The 16,296-nt window shown below is 33.7% G+C and carries 12 protein-coding genes; 1 reads left to right on the forward strand and 11 read right to left on the reverse strand.

Annotated features, from left to right (window positions below):
- The first annotated feature begins 9 nt into the window (after positions 1-9).
- Positions 10-957, forward strand: coding sequence for an NAD(P)H-dependent flavin oxidoreductase (locus D3P13_RS16855; RefSeq protein ID WP_117884052.1), 948 nt, complete (start codon positions 10-12; stop codon positions 955-957).
- A 48-nt stretch (positions 958-1,005) separates the two neighbouring features.
- Here D3P13_RS16855 and D3P13_RS16860 read toward each other — a convergent pair whose 3' ends face one another.
- The 11 genes from D3P13_RS16860 to D3P13_RS16910 form a co-directional block, all read right to left on the reverse strand.
- Complete coding sequence (locus D3P13_RS16860; protein ID WP_117884053.1) at positions 1,006-1,944, reverse strand: lytic transglycosylase domain-containing protein; 939 nt, start codon at positions 1,942-1,944, stop codon at positions 1,006-1,008.
- 14 nt (positions 1,945-1,958) lie between these two features.
- Positions 1,959-2,498 (reverse strand): dTDP-4-dehydrorhamnose 3,5-epimerase, encoded by a 540-nt coding sequence (gene rfbC / locus D3P13_RS16865; RefSeq protein ID WP_117884054.1) that lies wholly within the window; start codon positions 2,496-2,498, stop codon positions 1,959-1,961.
- A gap of 94 nt (positions 2,499-2,592) precedes the next feature.
- A complete protein-coding gene (locus D3P13_RS16870; RefSeq protein WP_117884055.1) occupies positions 2,593-3,249 on the reverse strand; it encodes an alpha/beta hydrolase in 657 nt (218 codons plus the stop codon).
- Positions 3,246-4,583 carry a tRNA (N(6)-L-threonylcarbamoyladenosine(37)-C(2))-methylthiotransferase MtaB gene (gene mtaB, locus D3P13_RS16875; protein WP_117884056.1) on the reverse strand — a complete coding sequence of 446 codons (1,338 nt, stop codon included), beginning with the start codon at positions 4,581-4,583 and terminating at the stop codon, positions 3,246-3,248. Before mtaB ends, D3P13_RS16870 begins: the two co-directional genes overlap by 4 nt.
- 124 nt (positions 4,584-4,707) lie before the next feature.
- Complete coding sequence (locus D3P13_RS16880; protein WP_117884057.1) at positions 4,708-5,784, reverse strand: glycoside hydrolase family 16 protein; 1,077 nt, start codon at positions 5,782-5,784, stop codon at positions 4,708-4,710.
- 6 nt (positions 5,785-5,790) lie between these two features.
- Complete coding sequence (locus tag D3P13_RS16885; RefSeq protein ID WP_117884058.1) at positions 5,791-7,533, reverse strand: cellulase family glycosylhydrolase; 1,743 nt, start codon at positions 7,531-7,533, stop codon at positions 5,791-5,793.
- 28 nt (positions 7,534-7,561) lie between these two features.
- A complete protein-coding gene (locus tag D3P13_RS16890; RefSeq protein WP_117884059.1) occupies positions 7,562-9,028 on the reverse strand; it encodes a glycoside hydrolase family 30 protein in 1,467 nt (488 codons plus the stop codon).
- An 18-nt stretch (positions 9,029-9,046) separates the two neighbouring features.
- On the reverse strand, positions 9,047-10,531 hold the full coding sequence (locus D3P13_RS16895) for a glycoside hydrolase family 30 protein (RefSeq protein WP_117884060.1): 1,485 nt from the start codon (positions 10,529-10,531) through the stop codon (positions 9,047-9,049).
- A gap of 122 nt (positions 10,532-10,653) precedes the next feature.
- Positions 10,654-11,538 (reverse strand): hypothetical protein, encoded by an 885-nt coding sequence (locus D3P13_RS16900; RefSeq protein ID WP_117884061.1) that lies wholly within the window; start codon positions 11,536-11,538, stop codon positions 10,654-10,656.
- 17 nt (positions 11,539-11,555) lie between these two features.
- The gene (locus tag D3P13_RS16905; RefSeq protein ID WP_117884250.1) at positions 11,556-13,073 is read right to left on the reverse strand and encodes a RagB/SusD family nutrient uptake outer membrane protein; all 1,518 of its coding nucleotides are present in this window, start codon (positions 13,071-13,073) and stop codon (positions 11,556-11,558) included.
- A gap of 13 nt (positions 13,074-13,086) precedes the next feature.
- Positions 13,087-16,194, reverse strand: a complete 3,108-nt coding sequence (locus tag D3P13_RS16910) for a SusC/RagA family TonB-linked outer membrane protein (protein ID WP_117884062.1) — start codon at positions 16,192-16,194, stop codon at positions 13,087-13,089.
- Positions 16,195-16,296: the final 102 nt, after the last annotated feature.

The raw sequence follows: 16,296 nt of genomic DNA on the forward strand, positions 1-16,296 counted from the left end.
ATTAAATCAATGTTAGAAAATAATAAAATCACAAAATTATTCAACATAGAATATCCATTAATCCAAGCAGGAATGGTATGGGCTAGTGGATGGAGATTAGCATCAGCGGTGAGTAATGCTGGTGGACTCGGATTGATAGGAGCTGGATCTATGTATCCCGATGTATTAAAGGAACACATTCAAAAGTGTAAAAAAGCAACTGATAAGCCCTTTGGTGTAAATGTGCCCATGTTATATCCTAACATAAAAGAACTACTTCAAATTATAATTGACGAAGAAGTTAAAATAGTTTTTACATCTGCGGGTAATCCAAAGACGTATACTTCTTTTCTAAAAGAAAATGGTATTACTGTAGTGCATGTTGTCAGTTCTTTGAAATTTGCTTTAAAGGCTCAAGAGGCTGGTGTTGATGCTATTGTAGCTGAAGGTTTTGAAGCAGGTGGACATAATGGTCGTGATGAGACTACTACATTTACGCTAATCCCCATGGTAAAAGAAAAAATAAAGATTCCTCTTATTGCTGCTGGTGGAATAGCCACTGGAAGAGGAATGTTAGCCGCTATGGTATTGGGTGCAGATGCTGTTCAAATAGGGAGTAGGTTTGTGGCTAGTGAAGAGGGCTCTTCGCATATTAATTTTAAACAAAAAGTAGTAGAGGCCAAGGAAGGAGATACGCAGTTGACGTTAAAAGAACTAGCTCCCGTTCGTTTGTTAAAGAATAAGTTTTTTAATGATGTTCAAGATTTGTATAAAAAGAATCCTACAATCGATGACTTAAAAAGTTTATTAGGTAGAGCCAGAGCCAAAAAAGGCATGTTTGAAGGTGATTTAGAAGAAGGTGAATTAGAAATAGGTCAAATAGCAGGTTTAATCCATACCATAAAACCAGCTTCTGAAATTGTTAATGAAATTATGTCAGATTTTGAAATTGCAAGAAAAGAAATGGCATCCTATTAAATGGAATAACCTCTATAACAGAGAGCAATATCAAATCTTTTAAATTGATTACTTAGGTATATCTATATAATAAACTTTACGTGATTTATTATTCAATTTATTTTCACGTAACCATGGGTTTAAAATTTTCAATTCCCTGTAAGTTGTATTATGCTCTTTAGCGAATTGTGCTAAATTCGAAATAGCTGTATCCACTTTGATTGTAGTATGCTCAGGATAGGTATATAAATCAGACTCATCAAATTGAAAACCATATTTTTTAGGATTGCTTAAGATATACTTTGCTGCTAAAATTCTAGGTAAATAACGTTCTGTATTAGGGCCTGATAGTAAATCATAATAACTATCAACCATTTGCTCCCTTAAGTATTTATTAATATTTCCTTTACCCGAATGATACGTTGCGGCAGCTAAAGCCCATGTACCAAAAGTTTTTTTAGCGTCTATTAAGTAATCACAAGCTGCACGAGTCGTTTTTTCTAAATGATAACGTTCGTCAACATTACTGTTTACTTCCAAGCCATTTTCTCTTGCTGCACCACTTAATTGTTGCCAAAAGCCTTTTGCTCCGGCAGGTGAGGTTACATTCATCAAATTACTTTCAATAACCGCTATATATTTAAAATCGTCTGGTAAACCTTTTTCTTTTAAAATGGGTTCTATGATTGGAAAGTATTTATTTGCACGTTTAATCCATAATAGACCATTCGATTGCCAATAGGTATTCACTAAAAATTCTCTATCGACATCTTCCTTAATGTAATCTTTCTCCAAAGGAACTCTTTCGCCAGCAAACTCTAGATTTTCTGGAATTTTTATTGCTTTGATATTATAAGAATCACTTGTTATTTTATCGTGCTCGACAGTAACTTCAGTTGTATCTGTATTTTCATATTCAGTTACACTGTCTTGCTGTGCAGCATTTATTAAAACACCACTTAAAATAATAACACTTAATATAACTAGTATGCGAAGAGGCTTATTCATAATATTGGGGATTGTTAAAAGGGTGATACAAAATTAGCGAAATTTTCTGCAATTTTATCCTTTTCAGAAATAATTGGCATTTTAATTTGCCAATCTATATTTAACGTGCTATCGTTCCATAAAATTGCTTTTTCAGAGGCTTTATTATAGTAATCTGAACATTTATAACTAAATATGGTATTGTCTTCGAGTACTGAAAAACCATGAGCAAATCCTTTAGGTACATATAGTTGTGTCTTGTTTTTATTCGATAATACTTGCTTAAAATGTTGTCCATAGGTCTGCGAATCTTTTCTTAAGTCAACAACAACATCTAAAACACTTCCCGTAATTACACGAACGAGTTTAGATTGTGCAAATGGTGGAGCTTGAAAATGCAAACCTCTAAGTACTCCTTTATGTGATAGAGATTCGTTGTCTTGTACAAATTCATCATTAACTAAATTTTCCAGATTTCTTTTGTTGTAACTTTCTGAAAAGTAACCTCTTTCATCTGTAAAAACATTAGGTGTAATAATTAGTAAATCTTTGATAAATGTTTTTTCAATCTTCATAAGTATAGTTCGACTTCTTAAATTTAAGGTTTATTCTTTTAAAATAGAGTATTGTTTTTTATTTCAAGTAGGGAATAATGTTGCGTTAAAGATACTAAATTACTTCTAGCAATAACTTAGAAATAGGTCTTGCCTTATTTATGATCATAGAATGCGTACCTCCTTTTATAACTTTACAACCTTTGACATGTTTAATGGGAAATACACTATCATTATTACCATGAATATGAATTATGTTGGGTAATGGTATTTCCTGAGACCAGTTTAATACGTTATGAATTGCCCAAGGTAGATAATTATCATCTCGCATGGAGAGGTATTTTTTATAAAGTTCTGCACGCTTTTTTATAGTATCACCAAAGGCATACTTTGCTAAGCTTTCAATATTGGTAACAGCCTTTACAGGAAAGAGTTTATATGCTTTTGTTATTTTAGCTAATTTTAAACGTTTAGGAATTTCATCTTTACATTTTACACTTGAAATTATAATAACTTTTTCTGTTGTAATAAGCTTACTCATTTCTTGAACAACAACACCACCAAAAGATACTCCCAGTAAAATAGGGTTTTTATGTGTAATTCGATCACACATTCTTTTTGCATAATGTTGAATGTTTTCTTCTTTTGTATCAGGTATTAACCAATCTAAATGATGAATTTCATAGTGTTCTTTAGGTAGTTTTATGTATTCAAAAATCTCTGGACTAGCCGCTAAACCTGGCACAAAATAGAGGTGCTTTTTTTCTATCATGCTACAAAATCAGGTTGTTTTACAAAATCAAATTTAACAATTCCATCTTCATCAATTTCTCTTAATTTAATAGGATGGAGGGTGTTTACCAATTCAGGATTCCATGGTGTTTTTACTTTAACGTAATTTTCTGTAAAACCATGAATGTAACCTTCTTTGTTTTCGTTTTCAAACAATACTATTAAATCATTTCCTAATTGACTTTCGTAAAAGGCTCTACGTTTTTTAACGGATAAACCTCTCAGCATTTTACTACGTTTATGACGTACATTTTTTGGGACAACTTGATCCATTAAAACAGCTTCCGTATTTGGACGTTCAGAGTACGTAAAAACGTGTAAATAAGATATGTCTAGTTCATTTAAATAATTATATGTTTCTAAAAAATGTGCATCAGTTTCTCCAGGAAAGCCTACAATAACATCAACTCCAATACAGGCATTGGGCATTGTTTCTTTAATTTGTCTAACTCTGTTTGTATACGTATTACTTAAATAACGACGTTTCATTCTCTTCAATAAATCATCGCTACCACTTTGCAAGGGTATATGAAAGTGAGGTACAAAAGTTTTTGAATTCGCTACAAAGTCAATCGTTTTGTCTTTTAGCAAATTAGGCTCAATAGAAGAAATACGTAAACGATGTATGCCTACAACATCTTCTAAGGCTTGCACGAGTTCGAAAAAAGTATGTTCGTGTTTTTTGTTACCAAATTCACCTTTACCATAATCGCCAATATTTACCCCAGTTAATACAATTTCTTTAATACCGCGTTCAGAAATTTCTTTTGCATTTTGCAAAACATTTTCTAAGGTATCACTTCTAGAAATGCCACGAGCTAAAGGAATCGTACAATAGGTACATTTATAGTCGCAACCATCTTGAACTTTTAAAAAGGCACGTGTTCTATCGCCAATAGAGTAGGAGCCTTCATAGAAATTAGCATCTGAAATTTCACATGAATGAACTTCTCCTTTGTCATTTTTTGAGAGATCATTTATATAATCAGTAACATTGAATTTTTCAGTAGCACCCAAAACCAAATCAACCCCATCTACTTTTGCTAGTTCCTCTGGTTTTAATTGGGCGTAACATCCAATAGCAATTAGAAAAGCCTGATCATTCTGTTTTAGAGCTGATTTTACGATAGTTTTAAATCGTTTATCTGCGTTATCAGTCACTGAACAGGTATTAATCACATATATATCTGCTTTTTCACTAAAGTCTACCCGTGTAAATCCCTTGTCTTGAAAACCTCTAGCAATTGTTGAGGTTTCAGAAAAATTTAATTTACATCCGAGTGTATAAAAAGCGACTTTTTGTTGTATAGGCATACCATTACTTTGATAAAATGCAAAAGTACAAAAAGTTTAATAGTGAGTTTCTTTTAATGAAAGAAAACTCAGTTTGATTTTTATAGCATTCATTTTATCTCATACATATATAAAATAGTTACGTTTACTGATATACACGTACATAATCAACTTCCATGGTTGATGTAATAAAATCGGGATCAATAGTACCTCCTAAATTACCACCTACAGCAACATTCAAAATAATAAATTGTTTTTCTGAAAATGGCCATGTCTGATTGTTTTTTGTACTTGGATTATAGGTGTAATATTCTACATCATCCAATAAAAAAGTAATACTTTCTTCTGTCCAAACCATTGAGTAGATATGAAACTCAGTAGTTTCATTCGTTATCGTGTTTGCTTTATAATTAACTGTTGCTCCTGAGCTAGAAGCGGTGTGTAGTGCACTTGAAATATGTCCCGGATTATTTCCTACATATTCCATAATATCAATTTCACCACAAGTAGGCCAGCCGACTGTATTTATATTGGCTCCGAGCATCCAAATTGCAGGCCAGAGACCGCCACCGGCAGGTAATTTAGCTTTTACATCAATTCTTCCATACGTAAATTCAAACTTACCAGCAGTCAATAGTCGTGCTGAGGTATATTGAAAACCTTCATACGATTCTTTCTTAGCTGTAATTTTTAAAAGTCCATTTTCGACTTGTGCATTATCCAAACGATCTGTATAGTATTCAGATTCGCTATTACCCCATCCATTATCGCCATTACCAATATTATAGCCCCAATTAGAACCATTTGGAGCACCATCTTGGTCAAACTCATCTTGCCATACTAAGGCTAACACATCATTTACATAGACTTTAAAGGTAGATGTTGTACTCGTAAATCCACTAGCGTTGTAAGCAGAAACTATAATAGTATGGTCATTTGTTCCTTTTTTAGTAAAGGTATAGCTAAATGTGTTTTGAGTTAAATCTAAGGTTTCATTATTTATCAATACTTTATAAGAAGTCGCATTTGTGGCATTAATAGTGAAGTTTACTATTCCGCTACCATCTCCATTTGGATTTTCGTTGTCTACTCCAGTTATATTTCCGATAATTGAAAGGTTAGATGGTTTTGTAGTTGCAGGTTCGTCGTTATCACTGTCACTACTACATGATAAAATTGCTATTGATAAGAATACGAACAATAATGACTTTATTTTATACATGGAATTTTATTTTTTTATTTTAAATTCTAAATAATTTAAAGCAATGCCGCCCTTGTCAAAAACTACTTTAAGTTTGTTTTCTCCTTTTACTAATTTTACATCCTTAAAAGTTACGATTTTATAAATTGCACTTTTGTCAGTTGTATTCGTAAGTAGTAATGGTTTTGAGATGTGCTTTTTTTCGTTTTCTAAATGAATTATAGCTTCCTTAATAGTACTTGAATATCGAATTAATATGTCGTAAGAACCTTTCTCTATAGCGTTAACAGTATATTGTAACCATTCTCCATCTTGAATGTCAAAAACCTCATATCCATTTGAATTATCATCTTTACAAAGTTGGATATCAACACCATCATTCCGCATTTTTTTTCCTTTATTCCATGGACCTTGAATTCCTGTATCTGTTTTATAGTTAATAAAATCTTCGTCTTGATATGCATAACCGTTTGTTCCCAAATCATATTCCGTAGCATATACAATTCCAGGAACAGTATGTTTTTTAAAAGGGATCGTAGTGTTTGTCATTACTTGTCTGAACATGGCGTCAATTACATCGGGTTTTATTGTAACATTTTCCATGTTGTAATTTTCGGCCAATTGCATTAAAGCATTAAAAGCAAACGCTTCAGAAGGTTTCTCACCGCCATCTTTCCAATAATTTTTAATAATTTCAAAATCAGGATTCATAGTGACGGATGTCACACCAGCTATATTATCTACTTTTTTCATTGGCCAAAATGCCCAACCAATATTATTTTTTTCCACTAAGCTAATGGCATCTTTAAACCAAACGTTAGAATTTTCTCCACTTTCACCAAGCCAAATAGGGATATTGTACTGCTTGCGATAATCTAACATTTGTTGAATAGAACCTAGTGTGTTATAATTCCAGTATTTATGAAAGCTTAATACCATGTTGTCATCCCAAACAGGTAAAACACCTTCGTAATTATTTCCCCAACAATTACCTTCGATAAAAATTATATGATTGTTATCAACTTCTCTGATTGCTTTGGTAGTAGCAACCATTAACTTTCTTAAAGGAGCATTTGATGTTTCGTCACAGCCATTTTTATTTTGGCCTGTAAAACCCCAATTAGGCTCATTAATAATGTCGTAACCAGCAACCCATGGTTCATCTTTATAGCGATTTGCTAATTTTCGCCATAAAGCAATCATTTTTTTCTGATTGGCATCACTTTCCCAAAGTGAAGGTTTTGAAGTGTCATAATCTGAAATATTGGCATCTTTACCTTGACCTCCAGGTGCCGCATGTAAATCTAAAATAAGATAGATTTTATTTTCTTTACACCATTCGAGTACATCATCAGTCATTTTAAATCCTTTCTCTATCCACGTAATTTCATCAGTTGTTTCATCTTCGATAGGAGGTGTGTATAAGTTATAATGCATAGGTAATCTAACAGAGTTAAAGCCCCATGCCGCAAGAGAATCTATATCTCTTTTAGTAATACCATTCGCTAAATAGGCATCGTAAAATATCTTTGTCTTTTCTTCCCCAATGAGATCAATAATTTTTTCTTTGATAACATGTTGTGGGCCGGCATAGGCTCCCGTTTGCAACATATAACCTTCTTGAACCATCCATCCACCAAGACCTAAACCTCTAAGCAATATGTTGTTTCCATCTTTATCAACAATGTTTTGTCCATCGCGATGCAAAAAGCTTTGAGATGTAGCAACATGAAACATTACTAAAAACAAAAATAAGACTAAGTTTTTCATTTTGTAAATAAGATTTTATTTTTGATTATTACCAAACAAAAGTACCAACGGAACCAGCATCTAGAGCTGCAATAACCCATTTGTCTTTGTACTTAATCGTAAATACTTGGTTGGTAGCACCATCATTTTCTACAATTAGTACTATTTTACCCTCAGGAGTTTTAAAAGCAACGTTGTTTAAATCTCCCGTAATATTACTTTCAATTCTAGTAGAGCCTAACGGAACAAATTTAGAGGCATGTGCAACAATATAATAACCTACATTCCTAGTTAAATTTCCGCCAGAACTAATGGTTACTGCTCCTTTACAGGTAGTGCAACCGCCATCAGTGTGAGGTTCGAAAGAAGTATTATTAGCAAGGTTCCACTCTAATGCTGTTTTACTCCAATTTCTCATAGAACCAATAATTACATTTTTTAAATGCCACTTTAAATCTCCTTTAAATTCTCCAGTTGATGCAGTGTATTGTTCTGTGAAATACACATTTTTATCAGAATGTGCATTGTGAAAGGTAGTTAAGGCATTAATATCACCAGCATATAAATGAAATGCAGCACCATCTATAAAAGGTTTAGCATCAACGTCATTAAGAACAGTTATTGGATATTCTGGTTGGTCACAATTATGATCATAGGCAACTATTTTAGTTGTAATATTTGCAGCCTTAAAAGCAGGTCCCAAGTTATTTTTTATAAAATTGATTTGTTCTGATGCAGTCATTAATAAGCTAGGTACATTTCCAGGATGCAATGGTTCATTTTGTGGCGTTATGGCATCAATAATAATACCCTCTGCTTCCATATCTTGGATATATTTCACAAAATAATTGGCATATACTTCATAGTACTTCGTTTGTAAACTGCCACCTTTAAAGCTGTCATTATCTTTCATCCAAACTGGAGGCGACCAAGGAGTTGCCATAATTTTGATGTTTGGGTTGATTTTTAATATTTCTTTTAATAAGGAAATTACACCACTTTTATCAGCATCTAAACTAAAGTTATCTAAGTTTAAATCTGTTTTACCGCTTTCCAAATCATTATAGCTATAAGGGGCAGGGTCTAAATCAGAAGCACCAATACTTAATCTGATATAATTAATAGATATATCGCTATCACCATTGCCAAATAATTCTTGTAATAATTCGGCTTTCTTTTCTGATGATAATTCATTTATTACCATTGCACTTCCACCTGTTAATGTAAATCCGAATCCATCAACCGTTTGAAAGGTTTTACCTTCGTTTATTTCAATTTGAGGATAATTATTCGGTTTAGTACCAAAGCTTAAAACCGTTTCTTGTTGACTCAAAAGTACGCTACGATCTCCTTTTGTTAACCAGAAATCCATATCACTTGTTAATATTGGCTCATCTGGTTCGTCAATAGGTTCTTTATCGCTAGAAGAGCTACAGTTAGCAAGCAACACTACTAAAAGTAGAAATGATAGATTCTTTAGTATTATTTTGATAGGTTTTAAGATGATTTGTTTCATTTTCAAAGATTTTTTTTATTAGTAAAGTAATGTTTGCATAGCATGAGGTGGAATTTCAACCTCTGTTTTTTCTTGGCCAACAAATAAGTTGTAACTAATCGTTTTGTCACTTTTGTTCATTACAACGGTCACCATGTTTCCATCATCATTTAGAAAAGAGGTGCTAATTAAGGTACTTCTACTTACGGCTGTGCTAACTCTTTTAGCTTCAGGGCGGATGAATTTTGAAAAATGTCCAATATAATAGTACGAAGGTGTGTAAATCAATTCTCCAGAAGTTGTATCTGCATGAATAGGAGCGAAGCAAAAATTACCTACGTGATTAGGCCCACCATTCTGATCTAATAAAATATTCCAGTCCGTCCAGCCTACAGTACCACTATTAAAATCGTTAATCATAGAATTTCCATAACGTTCAGCATTAGGCCAATATTGATATTTCTCAGCATCAAATTTTTCATTACAGCCTTCTGTAAACAATAATTTTTTATCAGGAAAAGCTTCATTCACTGCTTTTAAGTTATCGAACATTGGATCACCACCTGTCCACGTTTCATACCAGTGAAAACCGGTACCCCAAACATATTTAGAAGCCTCTGGATCAGATAGAATAACGTTGGCTCTATGTGTTATTAAATCTCTGTTATGATCCCATATTACGATGTTTTTATCTCCTAAACCTTCAGTTTCCATAGTAGGACCTAAGTAATTCTTTAAAAAATCGCGTTCTGCTTCGGCTGAATAGATACAAGATTCCCAAGTTTGAGTTGCCATAGGTTCGTTTTGAATGGTAATTCCCCAAATGGGCATACCTTCTTTTTCATAAGCCTTTATAAATTTAGTGTAATAAGTGGCCCAACTCTGATAGTATTGTGGAAGTAAGGTACCTCCTTTTAACATGCTCTTGTTACTTTTCATAAACGCAGGAGGGCTCCAAGGAGAGGCATAGGTCAATAATTTGCCACCTGCTGTTTCAATTGCTCTTTTCATCATCGGAATGCGATATTTCATGTCATGTTCAATGGAAAAGGATATTAATGCAGAATCTCCTTCTTTGATATAAGTATGGCTGGCAGAACCAAAATCAGAACTGTGAATACTAGTTCTTAATAAGGAATAACCAATTCCGTTTTCTTTACTATAATAGGCGTTTAAAAATTCCGTCTGTTTGTCTGCATTTAGTTTGGCAAAAACTTCAGCACTCGCATCGGTTATAGCACCACCGATTCCTATAAAGGTTTGAAATGTTTTATTTGGATTTACAAATACAGAAATTTCTGTTTCTTTGGGTTGTGTTGCAGGTTGAAAAGTTAAATTATCCGTTTTCGTGAGACGTAAATTCGTATTGTTTGCAGTTGTGTATATAATAATAGTTTTATCTTTAGTAGTAAATTCATTAGTGGTAGAACTTTGCTCAGGGTTGTTTTTTTTGGTATCTGTTTTATCATTACATGAAAGTAATGCGAAGCATAAACCGACAAAATAGATGTGTTTTAGTTTCATTTTTTTAAATATTTTATATTGAAAAAGGAAGTAATTTGAATTGTTAAAATCGAAAATAGCCCGCAATCTTTAGAACTACGGGCTATAATCTTTACTAACTCAAATAAATATTTGTTTTAATTTTATTCGCTGCCTCGCATTTCAAAATTTCTAATTGTAATACCTGCGGTATCGAATACTTCACCACCAGATCTTATGTACAAATAAATAGTACCAGACTCATTAAATGAAACGGTGTTATCTATTGCATCTGAATTGGAATTATTTACGCAGCCCACACTAGATAACTTCCCTGAAAAAGCGGAAGTAGCACAACCATCCCATGTACTTAAGCCCATGATTTTATTATCTTTATATTCTACACCGGAAACTGGTTCGGTAGTACCTGCATAGACTTCGAACCACGTATTTATAAAGCCGCCTTCAGCTGAAACTAACATGTCGATTGAATAAGTCTTATCCTTTTCAACTTCAATAGCCTGATAAATACCTTGTTGAGCCCAAGCTGAAGTGCTATAAATAGTAGCACTACCTTCATTTAATTTCCATTCGGCACCAGAATCACTTATTTCATGAATGGTCCATTTGTCATGATCATCGGTGTCGATAAATTTACCTCCTTGTACTATATTACCGGCAATAGGATCGTTTTGTAATACCACTAACTCTTGTGAAGTTGTGTTCGTAAGACCTCCTTTACCTATTGCAATGTGCGAAATTGTGTAAGTTCCCTTATCTGGAAAAAAAACTTTTTGATTCATTTTACCAGCAAAAACACCATCGCCAACATCCCATTTTGAGGCAATAACGCCGCTTGTTTGAGACTCCAACATATATCTGTTTATTTCTCCATCAACGGGTGTAATGGTAAAGGAAGCGTCAACATTAGAATCTCCCAGACCATTGCCACCTCCAAAATCATCGGGTTGGCAAGCTATAATAGTTCCCAAGCCCATTAAACCTATAAAAAGATATAGGTATTTGTTAAATTTTATTTTTAAGTTCATAAGATTTTATTTAAAGTTTAGTAGTTTGGATTTTGTTCAATGATCGTATTTTCTAATTCTTTTAAAGGAATTGGGAAAATTTCGTTCTTACCAGCTGTAAATCCTCTATCTGCTAATGCAGATGCAGCTTTTCCTGTTCTTACTAAGTCAAAAAATCGATGACCTTCACCCGCTAATTCCAATCTACGCTCTTTTGCGATAACATCTAAAGAAACTGGAATTGATGATAATCCTACTCTTGCCCGAACAGCATCTAATAAGGCTTGTGCTCTTGCACCAGAAGCTCCTAAAGCTTCAGCTTCCATTAAATAGGTGTCAGCTAAACGGATAGCATAAACATTTTGTCTGTAGTTTAAAATCGGTTCACCCCCACCAGTTGTTACTTCAGAGTTTAAAGGCATAAACTTGTTCAGGAAGTATCCTGAGTCTTTATAGCCAGGAATATAATCTATTTGCCCTGCTTCTTTTAAAGCTTTGAAATCAGCAATGGTAGCTTCAAATCTTGGGTCATCCTTCATTACCTCATATAACTCTAATGTAACCGTGTTAAAACTCCACCCAGATGCATAATCTGGTGCAGTTGAACCACTGGGTCTTGAAATACTTCTTGGAGCTACCATGGTGTTTATGGTGTTACCATCATTTTGTCCACCTCCCCATTCACCCCAACCAACGTTGGCTTTATCGGTACTAGCAACTTCTATGATACTTTCTGAGTTAAATTTATTGTCAATACTCCATAGGTCTGCAAAATTATCAATCAACTTGTAACCATAAGTACTTGTACCACCTGGTGTTCCGTTAACCTCTGCTAATTCGGTTGCAGCCTCAGTATTTTTACCTTGATACAAATATACTTTGCCCAATAATGCTTGTGCAGAACCTTTAGTTAAACGTGCAGCTTCAGTAGTTAAATCTGCTAAAGTGTTTGGCAATCCGGTTTTAGCATCTATTAAATCTTGTTCAATCTGTGCATAAACAGCATCTGGTGCTACCTGTGGTACATTGTATATGTCAGCCGTAGCGATTCGGTCAAGAATTAACGGTACATTTTTGAACAAGCGGACCAATTGAAAGTAATAATAGGCTCTCAATGTTTTAGCCTCAGCAGTATAACGAACTCTATTGGCATCAGTTATGGGTGCTTCTGGTAACTGAGTAAGTAAGACATTAGCCCTGAAAATTCCTTCATAATAACTGTTCCAAAAACTACCAGGAATAGTAGATTCACTTATAGAATAATCTGAAAAAGATTGAATTCCGGTACCATCTGTAGCACCACCACCACCTGCGAAAAAATCATCAGAACCTGCATTCATCATCGTGATCATATTTTCGAAGGTACTCGATTCTTTTCCAAGTATATCGTAAACTGCGATAACACCAGAGTATACTTCCGCTTCATTAGAATAATAATTTACCTCTAAAGGCACATCCGACTTTGGATCTAGTTCGATAAAATCAGTGCTACATGAAATGCCCATAAGCGATATCATTAATAGCCCAACTATAATTTTTATATTTTTTAGTTTCATAATATTATTTTTTTTAAAATTGAACATTTATACCTAACATTCCTGTTTTAGCTTGTGGGTAATACCCTCTGTCAATACCCAATACATTACCTCCAATTTCTGGATCAAAGCCACTGTATTTTGTAAAGGTAAATAAGTTTTCTCCAGTGATATATAATCTAATTTTAGCCAATCCTAATTTTTCAATGACAGTATTTGGTAAGGAATAACCTAACTGAATTGTTTTAAATCTTAAATAATCTCCATCTTCCAAATAAAAATCAGAAGGATTGTTAAAATTCAAATTCGTGTCATTTGTGGTCAATCTAGGATAAGAATTAGAAGTACCTTCTCCAGTCCATCTATTTAAAGCATTTGTTTGATAATTGGCACTACCAATATCCAATCTTCTTAAACCTTGATAAATTTGATTACCAACTGCACCTTGTGCAAAAGCCATAAAATCGAAATTTTTATAGGAAAGATTTACTGTAAATCCAAAAGTAAAATCAGGTAATGGGTTACCAATAAAAGTTCTGTCATCCGAAGTTATAGTTCCTTCTCCATCAACATTAACATATCTAAAATCACCTGGTACTGCATTTGGTTGAATTAAACTTCCATCTGCATTAGTATAAGCTTCGATCTCAGCTTGATTTTGGAAAATTCCATCCGTTTTAAATCCAAAAAATGAACTATAGGGTTGCCCTACTTGGGTTCTTGTGATTGGATAGGTACTTGATTGAATACTTTCACCTCCAGTTAAAAATTCAACTCCAGCTCCTAAAAAGGTTACATTGTTTTGAACATAACCAACGTTTGCATTTGCGGAAACTTTCAAATCTTCAAAAGATTTAGAGTAACCAAATTCCAAATCGACACCTTTGTTTTCCATATCTGCTACGTTGCCCCAAGGATTTCCTGTGGCACCAACATAACCAGGTAACACAATCGTTTGTAAGATCCCAGTTGTTTTTTTATTATAATAATCAAAAGTAAAAGTAAAATTTTGAAACAATCTTGTGTCAAAACCTATATTTATTTGAGTAGTCTCTTCCCATTTTAAATCAGGGTTTGACGGTGCATTTGGACTGTTACCTGCCACTACGCTACCCGCTGTGCCAATTGGGTAATTTCGACCACTACCTATTGTTGCTAAATATAAAAAATCAGCACTTGAATCATTACCAACAACACCATAACCACCTCTTACTTTAAACTGATTAACAACATTGTTTTCTGGCCAAAAATCTTCTAATACGGGATTCCATCCTGCAGAAAATGATGGGAAAACACCAAATTTATTATTCGCACCAAATTTTGTGGATCCATCTCTACGGATAATCCCCGTAAACATATACTTTTCTTTATAATTATAATTTAGTCTTCCAAATAATGAATAAACGGTATGCTCATATCCATTGTAGGCAGAAGAAGTAATTTTATCTGAAGGATGACCACTAACAAAGGCGGCTTCCTTATAGTCATTAGTCGGGATGTCAGAATAAGTAACTGAACTTCCACTATTAATACCTTCAACATAAGTTCCTTGTCCAAGTAATAAAGTAAAATTATGCTCGTCTATAGATTTATCATAAGATATTGTATTTTCTAAGTTCCAAGCAAAACCTCTGTTGAGTTGTTTATTTATGCTATTTTGCCCTACAACAAATGCAGAGTTTAAATAAGATTGAGGAGTGAAATTATTTTCACCCCAATAGGCTAATTTAGCACCGACAGTTGATCTTATTTTTAATCCTTCAATTGGTTCTATTTCTAAATAAGCATTTCCAACAAAATTATCTGACCACTGATAGTTTCCTAATCTTGTTTGTATGTAAGCCAAGGGATTAGACATTTCTTGTCCTACAAAGCTTGAAATAGCATAAGGGTCGCCATTACTGTTTCTAAAAATACCAGCATTGTTATAAGGAGCTTGATTCGCTAAAACAGGATCAGTTTCTACAACAGGAGTTAAAGGGTCTAAGTTAATGGCTGAAGCCAATGGCCCACCATATTCACTATTTGTATTTCCAATTCCCACTACTTTCTCATGAGAATAAGCTGCTGTTTGTCCGAAAGTAATTTTATCAGTAATCTTGTGAGTAGAATTCAAACGAATATTTTGTCTAATATAATTTGAAATTTGAGTAGCTACAATACCTTCTTGATCTGTTAAACCAAAAGATACATAAAAAGTAGATTTTTCATTTCCACCACTTAAACTTAATTCTTGGCTTTGACGTACTGCACTATTATTAAATATTTCTTCTTGCCAATCAGTACCTTGTCCATAAGATTCTGGATTTGCAAATAATATAGAACCACCCCCAGCTACTAAAGCTTCATTCCTTAACGTAGCATATTCTGTTCCATTTAATAAATCCAATTTTCTCGAAGGTGATGAAACACCAACATATCCATTGTAATTTACGCTCATTTTACCAGCTTTACCTTTTTTGGTAGTTACCAAAATAACACCGGTAGCGGCTCTAGAACCATAAATTGCAGCAGATGCACCATCTTTTAAAACTTCGATAGATTCAATATCTGCTTGATTTAAATAACCAATACCACCATTATCTACAACAACACCATCAACCACCCAAAGCGGATTGTTATTGTTTAATGTTGTGATACCACGAACCCTTATAGTTGAAGAAGATCCTGGTTGACCAGAATTAGACGCAATTGTAAGACCAGAAGCTCTACCTTGTAGAGATTGTTCTACCCTTGTTATGGGTAAGTCTTCTAAATCACTTTGTTTGATACTAGATATAGCACCGGTTACTACACTTTTCTTTTGTGTACCATAACCAACTACTACTACTTCATCTAAGGCTTGAGCATCTTCATTTAAGGTAACGTTAATTTCAGTTCTTCCATTTACAGGTTCTTCAACCGTGGTAAATCCCACGAAACTAAAAACGAGTACACCTTCGGACGAAACATCAATTTGATAGTTTCCATCAAAATCTGATGTTGTTCCTTGTGTTGTTCCTTTTACTAGAATAGTGGCCCCAGGAACAGGTTCACCACTACCATCTTTAATTGTACCATTAACGGTAACAGACTGTGCACTTACCATCCAAGATATAAACATAGATAGAAAGAGTAAAACATAATGTTTTCTGAATTTCATATAATTAGTGTTTGAGTTAATAATGGTACGAATTTAACCAATATTTAACTTTTAATTAAATTTATTAATTATACAAAAACACATCATTACTTGAAATATTAT

It is taken from the genome of Aureibaculum luteum, assembly GCF_003449015.1.
Lineage (GTDB): Bacteria > Bacteroidota > Bacteroidia > Flavobacteriales > Flavobacteriaceae > Aureibaculum > Aureibaculum luteum.